14 protein-coding genes are annotated in these 19,253 nt (G+C 69.4%); 3 read left to right on the top strand and 11 right to left on the bottom strand.

The annotated features are described in order from the left end of the window. The first annotated feature begins 219 nt into the window (after window positions 1–219). Window positions 220–1,437, top strand: coding sequence for an acetyl-CoA C-acyltransferase (locus ACFY6U_RS03760; RefSeq protein WP_352359847.1), 1,218 nt, complete (start codon window positions 220–222; stop codon window positions 1,435–1,437). Then, a complete protein-coding gene (locus ACFY6U_RS03765) occupies window positions 1,434–3,563 on the top strand; it encodes a 3-hydroxyacyl-CoA dehydrogenase NAD-binding domain-containing protein (RefSeq protein ID WP_390034903.1) in 2,130 nt (709 codons plus the stop codon). The genes ACFY6U_RS03760 and ACFY6U_RS03765 overlap by 4 nt, the downstream gene beginning before the upstream one ends. A 69-nt stretch (window positions 3,564–3,632) precedes the next feature. Here ACFY6U_RS03765 and ACFY6U_RS03770 read toward each other — a convergent pair whose 3' ends face one another. Beyond that, entirely contained in the window at window positions 3,633–4,649 is a 1,017-nt protein-coding gene (locus ACFY6U_RS03770; protein WP_390034904.1) for a hypothetical protein, read from the bottom strand. Between the two features lie 64 nt (window positions 4,650–4,713). On the opposite strand from ACFY6U_RS03770, the gene ACFY6U_RS03775 reads away from it, so the two are divergent. Beyond that, window positions 4,714–5,085, top strand: coding sequence for an NTP pyrophosphohydrolase (locus ACFY6U_RS03775; RefSeq protein WP_390034905.1), 372 nt, complete (start codon window positions 4,714–4,716; stop codon window positions 5,083–5,085). Between the two features lie 108 nt (window positions 5,086–5,193). Here ACFY6U_RS03775 and ACFY6U_RS03780 read toward each other — a convergent pair whose 3' ends face one another. The 10 genes from ACFY6U_RS03780 to ngcE form a co-directional block, all read right to left on the bottom strand. Beyond that, window positions 5,194–6,645, bottom strand: coding sequence for an ArnT family glycosyltransferase (locus tag ACFY6U_RS03780; RefSeq protein WP_390034906.1), 1,452 nt, complete (start codon window positions 6,643–6,645; stop codon window positions 5,194–5,196). Between the two features lie 72 nt (window positions 6,646–6,717). Continuing rightward, on the bottom strand, window positions 6,718–8,214 hold the full coding sequence (locus ACFY6U_RS03785; RefSeq protein ID WP_390034907.1) for an amino acid permease: 1,497 nt from the start codon (window positions 8,212–8,214) through the stop codon (window positions 6,718–6,720). Between the two features lie 227 nt (window positions 8,215–8,441). Then, window positions 8,442–10,358 (bottom strand): 1-deoxy-D-xylulose-5-phosphate synthase, encoded by a 1,917-nt coding sequence (gene dxs, locus ACFY6U_RS03790; protein WP_390034908.1) that lies wholly within the window; start codon window positions 10,356–10,358, stop codon window positions 8,442–8,444. A gap of 284 nt (window positions 10,359–10,642) precedes the next feature. Next, a complete protein-coding gene (locus ACFY6U_RS03795) occupies window positions 10,643–11,995 on the bottom strand; it encodes a sugar ABC transporter permease (protein WP_390034909.1) in 1,353 nt (450 codons plus the stop codon). Continuing rightward, on the bottom strand, window positions 11,992–12,783 hold the full coding sequence (locus ACFY6U_RS03800; protein ID WP_093498532.1) for an ATP-binding cassette domain-containing protein: 792 nt from the start codon (window positions 12,781–12,783) through the stop codon (window positions 11,992–11,994). The genes ACFY6U_RS03795 and ACFY6U_RS03800 overlap by 4 nt, the downstream gene beginning before the upstream one ends. Before the next feature lie 325 nt (window positions 12,784–13,108). Continuing rightward, complete coding sequence (locus tag ACFY6U_RS03805; protein WP_390034910.1) at window positions 13,109–14,200, bottom strand: sugar ABC transporter substrate-binding protein; 1,092 nt, start codon at window positions 14,198–14,200, stop codon at window positions 13,109–13,111. A gap of 134 nt (window positions 14,201–14,334) precedes the next feature. Next, window positions 14,335–15,534: an ROK family transcriptional regulator gene (locus ACFY6U_RS03810; protein ID WP_390034911.1), complete on the bottom strand. Its 1,200-nt coding sequence runs from the start codon at window positions 15,532–15,534 to the stop codon at window positions 14,335–14,337. A 313-nt stretch (window positions 15,535–15,847) separates the two neighbouring features. Next, the gene (locus tag ACFY6U_RS03815) at window positions 15,848–16,747 is read right to left on the bottom strand and encodes a carbohydrate ABC transporter permease (RefSeq protein WP_390034912.1); all 900 of its coding nucleotides are present in this window, start codon (window positions 16,745–16,747) and stop codon (window positions 15,848–15,850) included. 4 nt (window positions 16,748–16,751) lie between these two features. Then, on the bottom strand, window positions 16,752–17,678 hold the full coding sequence (locus tag ACFY6U_RS03820; RefSeq protein WP_390034913.1) for a carbohydrate ABC transporter permease: 927 nt from the start codon (window positions 17,676–17,678) through the stop codon (window positions 16,752–16,754). A gap of 29 nt (window positions 17,679–17,707) precedes the next feature. Further along, complete coding sequence (gene ngcE, locus ACFY6U_RS03825; protein WP_390034914.1) at window positions 17,708–19,159, bottom strand: N-acetylglucosamine/diacetylchitobiose ABC transporter substrate-binding protein; 1,452 nt, start codon at window positions 19,157–19,159, stop codon at window positions 17,708–17,710. Between the last annotated feature and the right edge of the window lie 94 nt (window positions 19,160–19,253).

The raw sequence follows: 19,253 nt of genomic DNA on the forward strand, positions 1-19,253 counted from the left end.
GGTCCGATGGGGCTGGTCGCGCAGTTCCTCCCCAGCCTTCGGCCGGGGGTACCCCCAGCGCCCCTGGCGGGGCGCTGCAGCGCAGGCACCTTCCCATGTGACGTTCGCCGCTCCACCCTCCAGGACTGGGCAGTCACGTTACTCATAAGTAGCATGGGCCTGAGCGCGTGCTCAGCGCATCGCAGCAGTGCCATCCCGCACCCTGGAGGAGAGCCAATCGTGCCTCGTACCGTCAGGGATGTCGTCTTCGTCGACGGCGTCCGTACCCCGTTCGGCAAGGCGGGCCCGAAGGGCATCTACCACGAGACCCGTGCCGACGACCTCGTCGTGAAGGCGATCCGGGAGCTGCTGCGCCGCAACCCCGGTCTGGACACCAAGAAGATCGACGAGGTCGCCGTCGCCGCGACCACGCAGATCGGTGACCAGGGTCTGACCATCGGCCGTACCGCGGGCATTCTCGCGGGCCTGCCGACCTCCGTGCCCGGTTACTCCATCGACCGCATGTGCGCCGGCGCCCTGACCGCCGTCACCACGGTCGCCGGTTCCGTCGCCTTCGGCGCGTACGACGTCGCCATCGCCGGCGGTGTCGAGCACATGGGCCGCCACCCGATGGGCGAGGGCGTCGACCCGAACCCGCGGTTCGTCAGCGAGAAGCTGGTCGACGAGTCGGCGCTGTTCATGGGCATGACCGCCGAGAACCTGCACGACCGCTACCCGCAGATCACCAAGCTTCGCGCGGACGAGTACGCGGTGCGCTCGCAGGAGAAGGCCGCCAAGGCGTACGCCAACGGCAAGATCCAGGCCGACCTGGTGCCGATCTCGGTACGCCGGACCAACCCGGAGGGCGGCGAGACCGGTTGGGGACTCGTCACCGCCGACGAGCCGATGCGGCCGGGGACCACCCTGGAGAACCTGTCGGGTCTGAAGACGCCGTTCCGCGTGCACGGGCGGGTCACCGCCGGTAACGCGGCCGGTCTGAACGACGGTGCGACCGCCTCGATCATCGCCTCCGAGGACTTCGCCCGCGAGAACAACCTGCCGGTGAAGATGCGCCTCGTGTCGTACGCCTTCGCGGGTGTCGAGCCCGAGGTCATGGGCTACGGCCCGATCCCGGCCACGGAGAAGGCGCTCGCCCAGGCCGGGCTGAGCATCTCCGACATCGGTCTGTTCGAGATCAACGAGGCCTTCGCCGTGCAGGTGCTGGCCTTCCTCGACCACTACGGCATCGCGGACGACGACGAGCGCGTCAACCAGTACGGCGGCGCCATCGCCTTCGGTCACCCGCTGGCCTCCTCCGGCGTGCGTCTGATGACGCAGCTGGCCCGCCAGTTCGAGGAGCAGCCGAACGTCCGCTACGGCCTGACCACCATGTGCGTCGGCTTCGGCATGGGCGCGACGGTCATCTGGGAGAACCCGCACTTCGAGGGGGACAAGTGAGCACCACCGCCGAGCTTCTGAAGCAGGCCTCGGACCTGTTCCCCGACGAGGTCGTGACGTCGGCGCACGTACGCCACTTCGACCTGCCGTTCGGGGCGGGCCGCTTCGCGCTGATCACCCTGGACAACGGCCTCGACCACACCAAGCCGACCACCTTCGGCCCGGCCTCGCTGGCGAACCTCAACACCGCCGTCGACCAGGTCGAGAAGGAGGCCGCCGACGGCACGATCGTCGGTGTCGGCATCACCGGCAAGCCGTTCATCTTCGCGGTCGGCGCCGACCTCAAGGGTGTCGAGCTCCTCAAGGAGCACGAGCACGCGCTCGCCATCGGCAAGGGCGGCCACGAGGTCTTCAAGCGCCTCGCGGGTCTCGCGGTGCCGACCTTCGCGTACTACAACGGTGCCGCCATGGGCGGTGGCGTCGAGGTCGGTCTGCACTGCACGTACCGGACCGTCTCGAAGGCCATCCCGGCGTTCTCGCTGCCCGAGGTCTTCCTCGGTCTGGTCCCGGGCTGGGGCGGCTGCGCGCTGCTGCCGAACCTGATCGGCGCCGACAAGGCCGTCTCGGTGATCATCGAGAACAGCCTCAACCAGAACAAGCAGCTCAAGGGCGAGCAGGTCTTCGGCCTCGGCATCGCCGACGCCCTCTTCGAGGGCGCCGACTTCCTTGAGCAGTCGCTGATCTGGACCGCCCAGGTACTGAAGGGCGACATCGAGGTCGAGCGTCCCGTGATCGACCGCGGCGAGGCCTGGGACCAGGCCGTCGCGCGCGGCCGGTTCATCGCGGACTCCAAGGTGCACAGCGCCGCCCCGGCCGCCTACCGCGCCCTGGACATCATCGCCGCCGCCAAGAACGGCGACCTCCAGCAGGGGTACGACGCCGAGGACCTGGCCCTCGCCGACCTGATCATGGGTGGCGAACTGCGCGCCGGCATCTACGCGTTCAACCTGGTGCAGAAGCGCGGCAAGCGCCCGGCGGGTGCCCCGGACAAGAACCTGGCGCGTCCGGTCACCAAGGTGGGCGTCGTGGGCGCGGGTCTCATGGCCTCGCAGCTCGCGCTCCTCTTCCTGCGCCGCCTGGAGGTGCCGGTCGTACTGACCGACATCGACCAGGAGCGCGTCGACAAGGGTGTGGGCTACGTCCACGCCGAGATCGAGAAGCTGCTCGGCAAGGGCCGGATCAACCAGGACAAGGCCAACCGCCTCAAGGCCCTGGTCACCGGTGTGCTGGACAAGGCCGAGGGCTTCTCCGACGCCGACTTCATCATCGAAGCGGTGTTCGAGGAGATCGGTGTCAAGCAGCAGGTGTTCGCGGAGGTCGAGGCGGTCGCCCCGGCGCACGCGATCCTGGCGACGAACACCTCCTCGCTGTCGGTGACCGAGATGGCGTCGAAGCTCAAGAACCCCGAGCGGGTCGTGGGCTTCCACTTCTTCAACCCGGTCGCGATCCTGCCGCTCCTTGAGATCGTGCGCGGCGAGCAGACCGACGACGCCTCGCTGGCCACGGCCTTCGCCGTCGCCAAGAAGCTGAAGAAGACCGCGGTTCTGGTCAAGGACGCCCCGGCGTTCGTCGTGAACCGCATCCTCACCCGCTTCATGGGCGAGATCCAGAACGTCATCGACGAGGGCACCCCGGTCGAGGTCGCGGAGAAGGCGGTCGAGCCGCTGGGCCTGCCGATGTCGCCGCTGGTGCTCCTGGAGCTGGTCGGTCCCGCCATCGGCCTGCACGTCTCGGAGACCCTCAACCGGGCCTTCCCGGACCGTTTCACGGTCTCCCCGAACCTCGCGGCCGTCGTCAAGGCGGGCAAGCGCGGCTTCTACGTCTACGACAGCGGGAAGCCGGAGCTCGACCCCGAGGTCGCCGCGCTGCTCAAGCAGGGCGACGTCGTCCTCACCGAGGAGCAGGTCCGCGACCGTGTCCTGGACGCCGTCGCCCAGGAGATCGGGCTCATGCTCGACGAGGGTGTCGTCGCCGAGGCGCAGGACATCGACCTCTGCCTGATCACGGGCGCCGGCTGGCCCTTCCACCTGGGCGGCATCACGCCGTACCTGGACCGCGAGGGCGTCTCGGAGCGCGTGAACGGCAAGAAGTTCCTGGCCCCGGGCGTGGCTTCGGTCCCGGCGTAACGGCCACAGCAGTACGAGAGGGGCCCTCCGCACCGCGCGGAGGGCCCCTTTTCACGTGCCGTACGGAGGTCAGACCTCGCGCCAGGCCTCAAGGGCCAGCCCGGGCTCGTCCTTGCGGCGGGTGAGGAGGAGCTGGCCGGTGGACGGGGACAGGCTCGTCGCGGTCACCCGGCCCTCCGCGTCCGTGGTCAGGGCCACCCGGGCGTCGGCCGGGAGTTGCGGTCCCGACTCGGTCCACCAGGCGCCGGCCCGCTCGTCCTGGGTCGGATACGCGGCGAAGGCCACCCGGCCGCTCGCCGAGCGCTGGGCGAGCAGGGTGCAGTCGTACCCGTCGAGTTCGCAGCGGACCGCGGCGACCGGGCCGGGCCCGGCGGAGGCCAGCAGGGCGTACGGCTTGCCGCCCGGACGCCAGGCGCACAGGTCACCGGACTCGTCGGTGTAGAAGAGGGTCGTGCTCCCGGCCGAGGTGGCGAGGGCGGTGAGGGTCCCCGGGCGGACCGGGGCCTCCAGCGCCTCCAGCTGCACGGGCGGCTTACCGGCCTCCTCCTGACGCCAGTAGACGATCCCGCCGGGCACGGCCGCGTACACCTCGACGCGCCCCGACTCGCCGGTCACCGCGGCGAGCCCGTCCTCGACCAGCCGCCCCTTCAGGTCCCGCCACGGCTCCCAGCCGCCCTTCTCCTTCTGCGCGACCATGCTCACCCCGCGCCCCCGGTTGCGGACGAAGACATGGGCTCGCCCCTCCGCGTCCACGGCGACGGCCGGTGCCCCGGTCGCCTCCCCCCTCTTGCTCGGGTGGCCGATCGACTGCCAGTCCAGGGCGGCCAGACGCGGCCGGAAGTGGGTGGAGTGGACGAGCCCCGACTCGCCGTTCACGGTGGGCCGCCAGGCGACCAGATGGGCGTACCCGTCGACGCCCTGTCCCACCGCGAAGCCCGGGTGCAGCCGCTGGTCGCCGCCCACTTTCCGGGGCGTGCCCCAGGGCGCGCCGGGTCCGCGTTCCGCCCGGCACAGCACGGCGTCGCCGGACGGCAGATAGACACTGAGCCGGCCGTCACGGCCGCGGAGGAGCCAGTCGCCGTTCACCGCTTCACTCTAAGCGGGGCCGTTCGCGGCAGTGGGGCGGCCCCTGGCGTGCGAGGCTTGGGGCATGGAAGACGAAGCTCCCCTGCTGGTGATCGTCGACGGCGCGAACGTCGTCGGGTCGCGGCCGGACGGCTGGTGGCGGGACCGCAAGGGAGCCGCCGAACGGCTGCGCGACCGGCTCGCCGAGCGGGGGCTGCCCGGCCGCCCGACGCCGGTGGAGCTGGTGCTCGTCGTGGAGGGTGCGGCCCGCGGGGTGGCCTCGGTGCCCGGGGTACGGGTGGAGTCGGCACCCGGCAGCGGCGACGACCTGATCGTGGAACTGGCCGCCGAGGACCCCGGCCGGCCCCGGCTCGTCATCACCGCCGACCGCGAACTGCGCAGCCGGGTCACCGAGTTGGGCGCCGAGGTGATCGGCCCGAGCGCCCTGCTGCACTAGGCGCTCCGCTGGAAGCGCCGCGACAGGCCGGCTGTCGACTGCGGCGCCGTCGTGGCGGGTCGCGCAGTTCCTCCCCCAGCCTTCGGCCGGGGGTACCCCCAGCGCCCCTTACGGGGCACTCGGCGCCCTGACGTACAGCACCGCCCCGTCCACCTCGCCCGCCTGTTCGTACCCGGCCGCGAGCAGTCTGCGCAGGCCGGGGACGCGGTCGGGGCCGTACGGCTTGCCGCGGGAGTCGTCGATCACCAGGGCCGGTGCCCGGTCGGCCAGTTCCGCGCGGAAGACGGGCCAGGTGCCGGCGACGGCGTACTTCTCGCCCACCTGCGGGCCGTCCCGGCCGCCGCTGAAGTTGGTGAGGAGGCCGGCGGTGAGGTAGCGGGTGGCGGGGGTGCGGTCGGCGAGCCAGTACGTCTCCGGGTGTATGCCCCAGACCAGGACCCGGTCGCCGGGCGCGGTACGGCGGTCGAGGGCGAGCGCCAGCCTCTGGGCGTGCGCGAGTTCGGGGCGGGGGGCCAGGACGCCCCAGGTCAGGAACAGGGTGCAGGCGCAGGCCGAGGCGAGGACGGCGGCCGAGGTCCGTTCCCGGGGCAGGATCTGCAGCGCGGCCGTGGCCAACAGCGCGAGCGGCGGGGTGAGTTGCAGGAAGTAGTGGCCGAAGAAGTGGAAGCCGAGGGTGACGGCGGCCGCCGACGCGGCCAGCCACAGCCACAGGTCGACGGCGCCGGTACGGGCGATGCGCAGGGCCCGCGCGATGGGCGGGAGCAGGCCGGCCGAGGCCGCGCCGAGGATCGCGGTGTTGGCCACCGCCCGTACCAGCACGTGGAGTTCCGAGCCGGTGAAGGAGGCGTAGGCGCCGGAGCCGGTGACCGTCCAGAAGGCGAAGCCGGCCGGGTCCGTGGCCAGGGCCGCGCCCAGCACGGGCAGGGCGGCACCGGCCGCCAGCCTGAGCAGGCCCGCGCGCGCACCGCCGTACCGGTTGAGGAGGTAGAGCACCGGCAGCAGGACGGCCCCGCCGGTCTGCTTGGTGAGGAAGGCGCACGCGACGGCGGCCCCCGCCGCTGCCCAGCGGCGGCGGTCGGCGCACCACATCGCGGCGGCCGTGCAGGGCAGCATGAACACCTCGAAGGTGGCCGCCTGCGCGTCCTCGGGGTTGAGCCCGACCGAGACCAGCAGGTACAGCGCCCCGGCGGTACGGCCCGCGCGGTCGCCCCAGCGCCGCCGGGCGAGCGAGGCGAGCAGCGCGGCGGTGGTCAGCTGGGCCAAGACGGCGAGGACCCGGACCGCGGTGAGCGACCCGGACCCGAAGACCGCGAAGGTCCCCTCGTACAGCCACGGCAGCAGCGGCGGCTTGCGGTCCACGACCGTCTCGTACAGCTGCCCGCCGCGCGCCAGCATGCGGGCCTGTACGGCGAGAAAGCCCTCGTCCGGGTTCCACAGCGGCCGGAGGAAGGAGGGCACCCTGGTGACGCAGGCCAGCACGGCGAGCAGCGGCAGCAGCCGCGTCCAGTACCCCTTCCCTGCGACTGCGGACCGTGGTGGGGCGAGGGGCGCGAGAAGCATGGGGAGCACGCTATCCGGCCCCGCAGTCCCATCCGGACGGGACATACGGGGCCGAAGTGGCGAGAGTGCCGGTCACGGAGTGTCGGCGGGCGTCCGTTCGGCCTGGGCGAGGCGGCTGTGCGAGCGGCCGTAGAGGAAGTAGACGACGAAGCCGATGACCATCCAGACGGCGAACCGCAGCCAGGTCTCGGCGGGCAGGTTGAGCATCAGCCACAGCGAGGCCAGCACGGACACGACCGGCAGCACCGGCACCCAGGGGGTGCGGAAGGACCGCTCCAGGTCGGGCCGGGTGTTGCGCAGGATGATCACGCTGATCGCGACGACGATGAAGGCGAAGAGCGTGCCGATGTTCACGAGTTCGGCGAGTTCGCTGAGACTGGTGAAGCCGGCGACGATCGCGATGACGACGCCGAGCAGGATGGTCGGCCGGTACGGGGTGCGGAACCTCGGGTGGGTGTGCGAGAAGAAGCGGGGCAGCAGGCCGTCCCGGCTCATGGCGAAGAACACCCGGGACTGGCCGAGCAGCAGGATCATGCAGACGGTGGTCAGGCCGACGGCGGCGCCGAAGCTGATCAGGCCGGCGAACCAGGGGTGTCCGGTGGCCTTGAAGGCGTCGGCCAGCGGGGCGTCCACGGACAGCTCGCGGTACTTCTGCATGCCGGTCACCACGACGGCCACGGCGACGTACAGCAGGGTGCAGATGATCAGGGAGCCGATGATGCCGCGCGGCACGTCCCGCTGGGGGTTGCGGGTCTCCTCGGCGGCGGTGGCGACGACGTCGAAGCCGATGAAGGCGAAGAAGACGACGGAGGCGGCGGTGAAGATGCCCATGACGCCGAAGTTGGACGGTGCCCAGCCGAACATCAGCTGGATCAGCGGGGCCTTGAGGTTGCCGCCGGCCGGCACGGCCTCCTTGGGCGGGATGAAGGGGCTGTAGTTGCCGCTGTGGATGAAGAAGGCGCCCGCGATGATGACGACCAGGACGACGGCCACCTTGATGGCGACGACGACCGAGGTGACCCGGGCGGAGAGCTTCATGCCGACGACGAGGATCGCGGTGAGGACGAGGACCAGGGCGGCGGCGAGGATGTCGAAGCCGAAGCCGTGGGCGCCGTCGCGGCCGCTGAGGTACGCCGGCAGATGCCAGCCGGCGTTGTCGAGCAGCGAGTGGATGTACCCCGACCAGCCGACGGCGACCACCGCCGTGCCCAGCGCCAGCTCCAGCACCAGGTCCCAGCCGATGATCCACGCGGGGAACTCGCCGAGGGAGGCGTACGAGAAGGTGTACGCGGAGCCGGCCACCGGGACGGTGGAGGCGAACTCTGCGTAGCAGAGTGCGGCGAGGCCGCAGACGACGCCGGCCACGACGAAGGAGAGCGCGACGGCGGGGCCTGCGGTGTTCTTGGCCGCCGTGCCGGTCAGGACGAAGATGCCGGTGCCGATGATGACACCCACGCCGAAGACCGTGAGGTCCAGGGCCGACAGCGACTTCTTGAGCGCGTGCTCCGGTTCCTCGGTGTCCTTGATGGACTGTTCGACGTTCTTGGTCCTGAAGAGGGTACTGCTCACGTGCCTACCTCCCGAGACGGCCGGAGGTGCGTATGCCCGGCAAAGGCAGGTTCACGCAGATGGGCCGGTCTCGCCACCGGAGGGGTGGGACCGGCCCATCGGGGTGGTTCGGGTTTCATCGGGGGCTGCGAACCGTCCGTGGCTGGTCGCGCAGTTCCTCCCCCAGCCTTCGGCCGGGGGGACCCCCAGCGCCCCTGAAGGGGCGCCTCAGCTGGGGCGCCTCACATTCAATCCCTCGCCGGTTCCACCGAAGTCACATCCGTCGGCTGGCCGTCCAGCTTCGCGACCAAGCCGGTGACCTGGCGGGCGATGTCCGGGGCGGTCAGGCCGATCTCCGCCATGACCTCGGCCCTCGACGCGTGGTCGAGGAAGCGGGGCGGGATGCCGAAGTCGCGGAGGGGGACGTCGACGCCCGCGTCGCGCAGGGCCTGGGCGATGGTGGAGCCCACGCCGCCGACGCGGACGTTGTCCTCGACCGTGACGACCACCCGGTGGCGCTCGGCCAGCGGGGCCATCGCCTCGTCGACCGGCTTGACCCAGCGCGGGTCGACCACGGTGGTGGAGATGCCCTGCTTGTCGAGGAGGGCGGCGATCTCCAGGCACATGGGGGCGAGGGCGCCCACGGAGACCAGGAGCACGTCCGGGGTGTCGGTGCCGGGCTCGCGCAGCACGTCCATGCCGCCGACCCTGCCGACGGCGGCCACGGCGGGGCCGACCGCGCCCTTCGAGAAGCGGACGACCGTCGGGGCGTCGTCGACCTCGACGGCCTCGCGGAGCTGCGCCCGGACCTGGTCGGCGTCGCGCGGGGCGGCGAGCCTGAGGCCGGGGACCACCTGGAGGATCGACATGTCCCACATGCCGTTGTGGGAGGCGCCGTCGGTGCCGGTGACGCCGGCCCGGTCCAGGACGAACGTCACCCCGCACCGGTGCAGGGCCACGTCCATCAGCACCTGGTCGAAGGCGCGGTTGAGGAAGGTGGCGTACACGGCGAAGACGGGGTGCAGGCCGGCCGTGGCGAGGCCCGCCGCGGAGACGGCGCCGTGCTGCTCGGCGATGCCGACGTCGTAGATGCGGTCGGGGAAGGTGTCCGCGAACTTCTTCAGGCCGACCGGCTGGAGCATGGCCGCCGTGATGGCGACGATGTCCTCGCGCTCCTTGCCGAGCTCGACCATCTCGTCGCCGAAGACCGAGGTCCAGTCGGCGCCGGAGGCCTTGACCGGCAGGCCGGTGTCGGGGTGGATGGGGCCGATGCCGTGGAAGCGGTCGGCCTCGTCCTGGAGGGCGGGCTGGTAGCCGCGGCCCTTCTCGGTGAGGCAGTGCACGATCACCGGGCCGCCGAACCGTTTGGCCCGCGCCAGGGCCGACTCCAGGGCCTCCATGTCGTGGCCGTCGATCGGGCCGACGTACTTCAGGCCCAGGTCCTCGAACATGCCCTGCGGGGCGATGAAGTCCTTCAGCCCCTTCTTGGCGCCGTGCAGGGTGTCGTAGAGCGGCCTGCCGACGACCGGCGTGCGCTCCAGCAGGTCCTTGCCGCGGGCCAGGAACCGCTCGTACCCGTCCGTCGTACGCAGGGTCGCCAGGTGATTGGCGAGGCCTCCGATGGTCGGGGCGTACGAGCGCTCGTTGTCGTTGACGACGATGACGAGCGGGCGGTCCTTGGCGTCGGCGATGTTGTTCAGCGCCTCCCAGGCCATGCCGCCGGTCAGGGCGCCGTCACCGATCACGGCGACGACGTGGCTGTCCCGTTCGAGCAGCTGGTTGGCCTTGGCGATGCCGTCGGCCCAGCCGAGCACGGTGGAGGCGTGGCTGTTCTCGATGACGTCGTGCTCGGACTCGGCCTGCGAGGGGTAGCCGGACAGGCCGCCCTTCTGCTTCAGCTTCGAGAAGTCCTGGCGGCCGGTCAGCAGCTTGTGCACGTAGGACTGGTGGCCGGTGTCCCAGAGCACCTTGTCCTTCGGGGAGTCGAAGACGCGGTGCAGGGCGATGGTGAGCTCGACCACGCCCAGGTTGGGACCGAGGTGTCCGCCGGTCTTGGAGACCGCTTCGACGAGGAAGCTCCGGATCTCCTCTGCCAGCTGGACCAGCTCCTCGGGGCTGAGCCGGTCCAGATCGCGCGGTCCCCTGATACGGGTCAGCAGCGGCACCCGTGCCTCCTTGCAGTAGAGCTGATCGAGCTGTTGCCGGGCTCGTCGAGTCTAATGTTCCGCCCGGGCGGAACGACTCCGGCCCTTGGGTCATGGGTCACGCGATCGGCTGTACCCATCATGAGCCCCACCTATGACACGACTGTGCCCGGTGCCTTCCAGGCACCGGGCACAAGTCCTACCTAGGGGCGCTGGGGGTACCCCCCGGCCGAAGGCCGGGGGAGGAACTGCGCGACCAGCCACAACGGACCGGCACCCGGCAGCGCGCCCCGCGCCCGACGGCGCTAGCCGCGGCCCGCGGCCTTCTGGCTCTTGCGGGAGACGGAGTCGATGACGACCGCACCCAGCAGAACACCACCGGTGATCATGTACTGGATCGACGTGTTCATGTTCAGCAGGTCGAGGCCGGTCTGGATGGACTGGATGACCAGCATGCCCAGAAGGGCGGACCAGACGGTACCGCGGCCACCGAACAGCGACGTACCACCGATGACGGCCGCCGCGATGGCGAGCATCAGCGTGTTGCCGCCACCGGCGTTGAGCGTCGCGCTCGCGGTCTGGCCGGCGAAGAACATACCGCCGATCGCCGCGAAGCCGCCGGAGATCGCGAACACGGTGATCCGGACCATCGGCACGCTGATACCCGCACGGCGGGCCGCCTCGATGCCGCCGCCGACCGCGAAGACCTTGCGGCCGTACGTGGTGCGGCGCAGCACGAAGTCGACGATGACCAGGGACGCGAGGAAGATCACCAGCGCGTTGGAGACACCGGCCGCGTTGTTCAGCACGGCCGCAGCCACGAAGGACGCGATCGCGAGCAGGGCGACGCGGATGAGGATCTCGCTGGTGGGCCGGAACGGCACACCCGCCGCACGGCGCCGGCGCTGCTCGTTGAACTGGCCCAGGGCGGACAGGACGACGCCGAGGCCGGCCAGCAGGTAGGCGCCGATGATGGCCTGGTCCATGAAGAAGGAGCTCTGGCCGAGGATGTGCACCGGGCCGCTGTCGGCCGGGATGTTGATCGTGCCGCTGTCGCCCAGCAGCCACAGCATCAGGCCGTTCCAGCCGAGGAAGCCGGCCAGGGTGACCACGAACGCGGGTACGCCGATCTTGGCGAAGAACCAGCCGTGCAGCGCGCCGATGCCGATGCCCGTGATGATCGTCAGGACCAGGGCCAGCCACTGGTTCATTCCGTGGTTGACCACGAAGACGGCGAACACCGTGGAGGCCAGACCGCTCACCGAGCCGACGGACAGGTCGATCTCGCCGAGCAGCAGCACGAACACCAGACCGATGGCGAGCATGCCGGTGGCCGAGAGGAAGTAGCTGATGTTGGAGAGGTTGTCCGCGCTGAGGAACAGGCTGTTCTTCACCTGGAAGATGGTCCAGATGATGATCAGGCCGAGGACCACCGGCAGCGAGCCCAGCTCGCCGCCCTTCACCCGGCGGGTGAACTCCGTGAGGTAGCCCTTGAAGCCCTCCTCACGGACCAGCAGCCGCGGGTCGACGACGGTGACCGGCGCGGCCGTGGGGTCGTCGGCGGGGGCGACCGTGGTCGGGGCCGCGGCCGCCGCCTCGGTCTTGCCGAGCTCGGGCGACTCGTCGCCCTTCACGGTCTTGTTCGACGTCTCGCTCACTTTGCCGCCTCCGTGGTGCGTCGCTCGGAACGACGGGTCACGGCGTTGTCCGTGGCACCCGTGATCGCGGCGATGATCTCTTCCTGGCTGGTGCTCTTCACGGGGAAGAAACCGTTGTTCTTGCCCAGCCGCAGCACGGCGACGGTGTCCGCGACCGCCTTCACGTCGGCCATGTTGTGGCTGATGAGGATGACGGCGAGGTTGCGCTCGCGCAGCCGCTCGACCAGGTCGAGGACCTGCGCGGTCTGCTCGACACCGAGGGCGGCGGTGGGCTCGTCGAGGATGACGACCTTCGGGTCGCCGATCAGGGCGCGGGCGATGGCCACGACCTGACGCTGACCGCCGGAGAGACTGGCGATCGGGATGCGCACGCTCGGGATGCGGATGGAGAGCGTGCTCAGCAGCTCGCGGGCCTGCTTCTCCATCGTCACCTCGTCGATGACGCCGCGGTGCAGCAGCTCACGGCCGAGGAAGAGGTTCCCCACCACGTCGAGGTTGTCGCAGAGCGCGAGGTCCTGGTAGACCGTCGCGACACCCAGCCCCTGGGCGTCGTGCGGCTTGTTGATGCTGACGGAGTTGCCCTCCCACTCGATGACGCCCTCATCGATGGGATGCACACCCGCGATCGTCTTGACCAGGGTCGACTTTCCTGCGCCGTTGTCGCCCACCAGGGCGACCACTTCTCCGGCGTGGACCTCCAGATCGACGTCGGTGAGTGCCTGGACCGCACCGAATCGCTTGGAGACTCCGCGCAACGCCAGCACGGGCGTAGCGGACACGTGAACCATCTCCTTCGCCGCCTGACCGGCGGGGATGCCGCGCTTGGTGATCAGGCGCGGAGGGTCGTGCGGTACCTCGGACTGTCGTCGGGGTACGCACGCGGTTTACAAGATGAACATGCGCGAATCCGCTGCGCTTGGCAACGGGTCCGTCCGACGCCCGCTCCGGCAGCGGGGTTTGAAGGCCGGAGCGGGCGTCGGAGGGGTTTCGCGAGACCGCCGGACGGCCGTGGCACCTTGCGGAAGGGCCGGCGCGTCGGGCGGCCGGGGCCCGGGTGTCGTACTGCGACCACCCGGGCGCTGGCGGCCGGAGCCTCGCGGCTCCGGAGCGGGACTACTGGAGACCGGCGGCCTTGCAGGCCTTGGCGAACTCGCTGGTGCAGATGTCCGAGACGGTGTACAGACCGTCCTTGATCACCGTGTCCTTGATGTTGGCCTTCGTGACCGACACCGGGGTCAGCAGCTGCGAGGGCACCTTGTCGCCGGAGCCGCTGGTCTGCGTGCTGGTGGCGAGCGAGTCGATGCTCTTGCCCTGCAGCAGGTCCACGGCGATGGTGGCGGCGGCGTCGGCCTCCGGCTTGAACGCCTTGTAGACGGTGGAGGACTGGGTGCCGGCGACGATGCGCTGGATGCCCGCGAGCTCCGCGTCCTGACCGGTCAGCGGGATGCCGCTGATGCCGGCGCCCTTGAGGGTGGTGGCGATGCCACCGGCCATGCCGTCGTTGGCGGAGTAGACGCCCGCGATGTTCTTGGCACCGAGCTGGGTGATGGCCGCCTTCATCTTCTGCGCGGCGACGGTGTCCTTCCACAGGCCGGACTGCTCGTAGGCGATGTTCACCTTGCCGTCGAGGGCCTTGTGCGCACCCTGCTTGAACTGGCCGGCGTTCGGGTCGGCGTCGTCACCGTTGATCATGACGATCTTGGACTTGGTGGTCGCCTTGGAGCCGAGGGCGTCCAGCAGGGCCTGGCCCTGGAGCTCGCCGACCTTGACGTTGTCGAAGGAGACGTAGGCCGAGACCTTGCCCTGGGCGAGGCGGTCGTACGCGACGACCTTGACGCCCTTGGCCACGGCGGCGTCGATGGAGGACTTGATGGCCGCAGAGTCCTGGGCGGAGATCACGATGACCTTGACGCCCTTGGTCACCATGGTGCTGACCTGCTGGGCCTGCTTGGCGGCGTCACCGGCGGCGTTCGCGTAGTCGACCGTGCAGTCGGCACACAGCTTCTTGACCTGGGCCTCGAAGTACGGGTGGTCGAACTTCTCGTAGCGCGCGGTCACGCTGTCGGGGAGCAGCAGGCCGATGGTCTTGCCACCGGAGGAGCTGCTGCTGCTCGAGTCGCTCTTCTTGTCGTCGCCGGCCTTGCCACAGGCGGCGACGGACAGCGCCATGGAAACCGCGGCGGTGCCGATCACGACTCTACGCATCGTTGCGTTCATTTGGGGGTGCCTCCCTGACAGGGCCGCAACGCTGCGGCCGAGGTGGCTCGAAGTCAACTCGGCCGCAAGTTCGACGTCAAGAAGTAAATACTTAACGAGATGGCAACGGCGCCATGCGTTCTCTAAGTGAAGACAGGTGCAACAGCGGGCACAGAGCCGTCCAAAAGTGTCGAATCTCCCATCTCGCTGAGCGCGAGAGCAAGCGCTCCGAGCACCTCCGCGCGACCGCCGAGGGCCCCCGGAAGCACCGAGAGCTGGCGTGCGGCACTGGGGATCGCATAGCGCCCCACGGACTCCCTGATGGGCCCCAGGACCAGCTCTCCGGCCTCGGCGAGGTCGCCGCCGAGGACCACCCGGCTCGGGTTCAGCAGATTGCAGAGATTGGCCACCCCGCTGCCGACGTGACGGCCGACGTCGCCGATCACGCGACGGCAGCCCGGGTCCCCGTCCCGGGCCAGCCGCACGACGCCCTCCATGGTCAGGTCGGGGCCGTGACCGGGCTGGAGCAGCGGCAGCACGTAGCGGGCCGCCGCGAAGGTCTCCAAGCAGCCGCGGTTGCCGCAGCGGCAGACCGGGCCGGACTCGTCGAGCGTAATATGTCCTATTTCGCCCGCCGTGCCGCCGGGCCCCCGGTAGATCTTCCCGTTGATCACCAGACCGGCGCCGACACCGCTCGCGACCTTGATGTACGCGAGATCGCGGACGCCCTTGCCGCTGCCCCAGACCAGCTCGCCGAGGGCGCCGAGGTTGGCGTCGTTGTCGACGTGCACGGGGACGCCGAGGCGGAGCCGGAGCTCCTCCGCGGGTCTCGCGCCGATCCAGCCGGGCAGGATGGCGCTGGAGCCGAGGGTGCCGGACTCGACGTCGATCGGGCCGGGGACGCCGACACCCACGCCGGCGATCTTCGAGCGGTCCACGCCGGTCGCCGCGATCAGGCGGTTGACCAGCTCCTCCGCCCTGTCGAAGCCCTGGCTGGCCGACGCGTCCACGTCGAGGGGCTCGGACTCCTCGGCCAGCACCTGGTGGGCGAGGTTCCCGATCGCGACGCGCAGGTGGGTGTGGCCGAAGTCGACGCCTATGACGATGCCGGCGTCACCGCTCAGACTCACGCTGCGGGCCCTGCGGCCGCCCGCGGAGGTCGGCGTGACCTCGACGGTTCCGCCGTCCTTGAGCTCGCGCACGATGTTGGAGACCGTCGCGGCCGACAGGCCGGTCGTGCGCGCGATCTCCGCCTGCGTGAGCGATCCGGCCAGGCGTACGGCCCGTACGACACGTTCCAGGTTGGCTCGGTGCAGCGACGACTGCGACCCCGGAGTCTCCATCGACCCATCCACTCCCGCCATCGGAGGCGGCCACGGTGCCGCCAACGTGACCCAGATCACCTCACTGAGACCGGGTCACTTACAAGTTATGAACTCCAAGCTCTGCTGAACGGGTTACCGCCGTCAAGTCCTTGACAGAAATCGTTGGCGGTTCGGAGGTCGCCTGAGGGACATGCGACGGACATGTCTAGGCCACTGGTCAGCAGGTGCGGAGGGGGGTCCGTGGCCGGGTGGGTCGTGGCTGGTCGCGCCCGCGCGACGGAGTCGCATATTGAATACAGCCCCACGCCCCTTTGGGAGCGCAAACGCTTCGTTACTTCAAAGCACCCGCCGTCAGACCTGCCACCACCTGGCGCTGGAAGACGATGTACGCCGCAAGGACCGGGAGCATCGCCATCACCAGGCCGGCGAAGAGGCCGGACCAGTCGCCCTTGTAGCCCTGGCTGACCGCCAGCTGGACCAGGCCCTGGGTGAGGACGTGTTTGTCGGGGTCCGTGTTGAGGACCGTCGGGAGCATGTACTGGTTCCACTGGCCGAGGAAGTTGAAGATCCCGACGCTGATCAGGCCGGGCTTCGCCATCGGCAGCATGATCTGGAAGAACGTGCGGGTGTGCGAGGCGCCGTCGACGAAGGCGGCCTCGGCCACCGAGGTGGGGAGCGTGCGGAAGAACGCCGTGAGGAAGAAGACCGTGAACGGCAGCGAGTACGCGATGTAGACCAGGATCAGGCCGTGGATCGTGTTCAGCAGGCCCAGGTTGTTGACGACGTAGAACAGCGGGACCAGCGCGAGCATGATCGGGAAGCTCATGCCGCCGATGAAGAGGTAGTAGATGAAGCGGTTGCCGGGGAAGTCGAAGCGGGCCAGGACGTAGGCGGCCATCGAGCCGAGGACCAGGGTGCCGATGAGCGAGCCGCCGACCACCAGGACGGTGTTCAGGAAGTAGTCGCTCATGTTGGCGTCGGTCCAGGCCCGCGCCCAGTTCTCGAAGTGCAGCCGGTCCGGGAGCGCCCACGGCGAGGTGAAGATGGACCGGTCGTCCTTGAAGGACGTCATCACCGCCCACAGCAGCGGCGTGACCACCATGACCGCCCAGATGACCAGGATGCCGTGGGAGAAGACGTTGAGGACCCCGCCCTCCCGCTTCGGCCGGGGCGGCTTCGGCGCGGCGGGCTCGGTCTCGGTGACAGTGACGTCGGTCTCGGTCGTCGTCATCGCTTCAGTACTCCAGCCGCTCGCGACGGCCCAGCCGCATCACGACCGCCGCGAAGGCGAGCGTGACGACCAGCAGGGCGACGCCGATGGTGGTGGCGTAGGCGGCCTGACCGTCCCGGAACGCCTTCTGGTACACGTACAGGACCATCACGGTCGTCGAGTAGTCGGGCCCACCCGGTCCTGTCGTCATGATCTGTACGACTGCGAACGACTCGGCGCCGAGCGCGAGGATGCCCATGTAGACCCAGCCGGACTGCACGGTGTCCCACAGCAGCGGCAGGGTGATGCGGAAGAAGGTGGTGGCGCGGCCGGCGCCGTCGAGCAGGGCGGCCTCGTAGAGGTCCATGGGGATGGACGCCATGCCCGCCGAGAAGAGGACCACGAAGAATCCGACCGTGGACCAGACCAGGACGGCCATCACGCACCACAGGGCGAGACTCGGGTCACCCAGCCAGAGCGGCTGGATATTGTCCAGACCAATTCCGCGGAGCAGTGAATTGATCGCGCCGCTGTCGGGGTTGTAGGCGAAGGCGAACAGCAGCGAGACGATCGCGATCGACAGCACCTGCGGAAAGAAGTAGACGATCTTGTAGAAGGAGGAGCCCCGGACCCCCGAGATGACCGGGCCGCCCTTCCTCCTCCGGCCGCCCACGTTGATCATGAAGGCGAAGAACAGCGCCAGGCTGATCGTCACCAGCGGCAGCACGACCGCGAACATCAAGCTGTGCTGCAAGGACTTCCAGAAGACGTCGTCGTGCAGCATCCTCCGGTAATTGTCCAGGCCGACCATCTTGAATTCGGGGCTCAGGCCGGTCCAGTCCGTGAACGAGTAGTAGATGGACTGGATGAACGGCCACACCACGAAGAGCGCGTACAGTCCGAGGGGCAACGCCAGAAACCCCACGATGAACCGGTACTTGCCGTGCTGCATCGCCACTCCGGTGCCGAGACGGTTTCTGGTTACTGGTGCTTGTAGTGCTTGATCGAGGTGTCCTTGGCGGCCTCATCGGCGAAGCCCTGGATCTTCTTGACGGCCTCCGCCGGGGTGAGCCGGCCGGCCATCATCTCGCCGAGGCCGGCGACTCCGATCTTCTCCTTCTGGAGTTGCACGTACCAGTCCTGGAGCCGCGGGTTGACCACGTTCGACCCGGCCAGCTTCAGCGCCGCCACGCCGGAGGTGAGGCCCGGGGTGAGGGTGATGCCGTCGGTGCCGCCGTTGTACGCGGTCAGCGACTTCACCTTCGTCGTGAAGTTCTTCGAGGACGCCTCGCTGAGCATGATGCGCAGCTGCTCCATGCCCCCCTGGGCGTTGGCGGCCTTGGCCGGGACGATGAAGGGCTCGCCGCCGGAGGCCCAGATGGTGCCGAACGGCATCTTGTCGTTCTTGTCGATTCCGGTGGGCGCGGAGACGGCGAGGTTGAAGTCGGAGGGGATGACGTTCGCCGACTCGTTCTCCACCCAGGAGCCGTTCGGGATGAACAGGGCCTTGCCCTGCGCCCAGGCGGTCTGCGACTGGATGTGGTCGAGGCCGGGGGTGCCCTTGAGGATGTAGCCCTTCTTGTAGAGCTCGTAGTAGGCCTCGAAACACGCCTTGACGGCCGGGTGTTTCCAGGCGTTCGGCTCCAGGTTGTCGATCGCGTTCAGGACCTCGACGCCGCCGACCTTGCCGATCATCGGGTAGAGCGAGAAGGGGATGTAGTACGGGTACTTGCCCGCGTAGGTCCAGCCGGCCATGCCCTTCTTCTTGGCCTTCTCGCAGACGGCGATCATCTGGTCCCAGGTCTGCGGGTACTCCGCGTCGAGCGAGTCCAGGGCCTTCTGCGAGTACCACACGCCGTAGACCGTGTAGGCGTAGTACATGATCCAGACCGGGTCGCCGTCGAACTGGCCCATCTCGACGATGCCGGGGCGCAGCGTGTCGCGGACCTTCTTGTTCGGGTCGTCGTACGACGGGGCGTCGAGGAGCGGGGTGAGGTCGGCGAGCTGTTTCTTGCCGACGAGCACGCCCATGTCCATCTGCTCGGCGCCGGAGTTGTCGATGAGGTCCGGCGGGGTGCCCTGGTTGAAGCGCGGCTGGAGCGTGGACTGGATCTTCTGGGTGGCGGAGAACTTGACCTTGGCCTTCGGGAAGTCCTTCTCGTAGATCTTCACCGCGTCCTCGGCGTACTCCTTGCCGAAACCGCCGTCGAAGAGGACGAATTCCATCTGCGCGGTGTCGTTGACGCCCAGCGGGTTCTTGGCCGTCTTCTTGCCGGCCTTGTCCTTGGACTGACCGCCGCCGCCGCTGCTGGCGCAGGCGGAGAGGAATCCGACGGCGGGCACGGAAATCAGGCCGAGTGCGGCCGAGCGCCTGATCAGCTCACGGCGGCCGACACCCTCGGAACCGGGGTTCGCTGCGGAAGTGGATCCCATGCTCAAGTCCTCGCCTTCTCCAGGACTCAGGCGGTGAACCGGATCCTCCCCGGCACCGCGGTCGGGTAGTGCTGGGTCGTGCAGGAAGTCGTGC

The organism is Streptomyces sp. NPDC013157, assembly GCF_042899865.1.
Classification (GTDB): domain Bacteria; phylum Actinomycetota; class Actinomycetes; order Streptomycetales; family Streptomycetaceae; genus Streptomyces.

Excerpts from the sequence above, each read along its gene's own strand:
- ACFY6U_RS03820 (WP_390034913.1), bottom strand. The coding sequence starts at position 17,678 with ATGCAGCACGGCAAGTACCGGTTCATCGTGGGGTTTCTGGCGTTGCCC.
- ACFY6U_RS03810 (WP_390034911.1), bottom strand. The coding sequence starts at position 15,534 with ATGGAGACTCCGGGGTCGCAGTCGTCGCTGCACCGAGCCAACCTGGAA.
- ACFY6U_RS03775 (WP_390034905.1), top strand. The coding sequence starts at position 4,714 with ATGGAAGACGAAGCTCCCCTGCTGGTGATCGTCGACGGCGCGAACGTC.
- ACFY6U_RS03815 (WP_390034912.1), bottom strand. The coding sequence starts at position 16,747 with ATGACGACGACCGAGACCGACGTCACTGTCACCGAGACCGAGCCCGCC.
- ACFY6U_RS03780 (WP_390034906.1), bottom strand. The coding sequence starts at position 6,645 with ATGCTTCTCGCGCCCCTCGCCCCACCACGGTCCGCAGTCGCAGGGAAG.
- ACFY6U_RS03805 (WP_390034910.1), bottom strand. The coding sequence starts at position 14,200 with ATGCGTAGAGTCGTGATCGGCACCGCCGCGGTTTCCATGGCGCTGTCC.
- ngcE (WP_390034914.1), bottom strand. The coding sequence starts at position 19,159 with ATGGGATCCACTTCCGCAGCGAACCCCGGTTCCGAGGGTGTCGGCCGC.
- ACFY6U_RS03800 (WP_093498532.1), bottom strand. The coding sequence starts at position 12,783 with ATGGTTCACGTGTCCGCTACGCCCGTGCTGGCGTTGCGCGGAGTCTCC.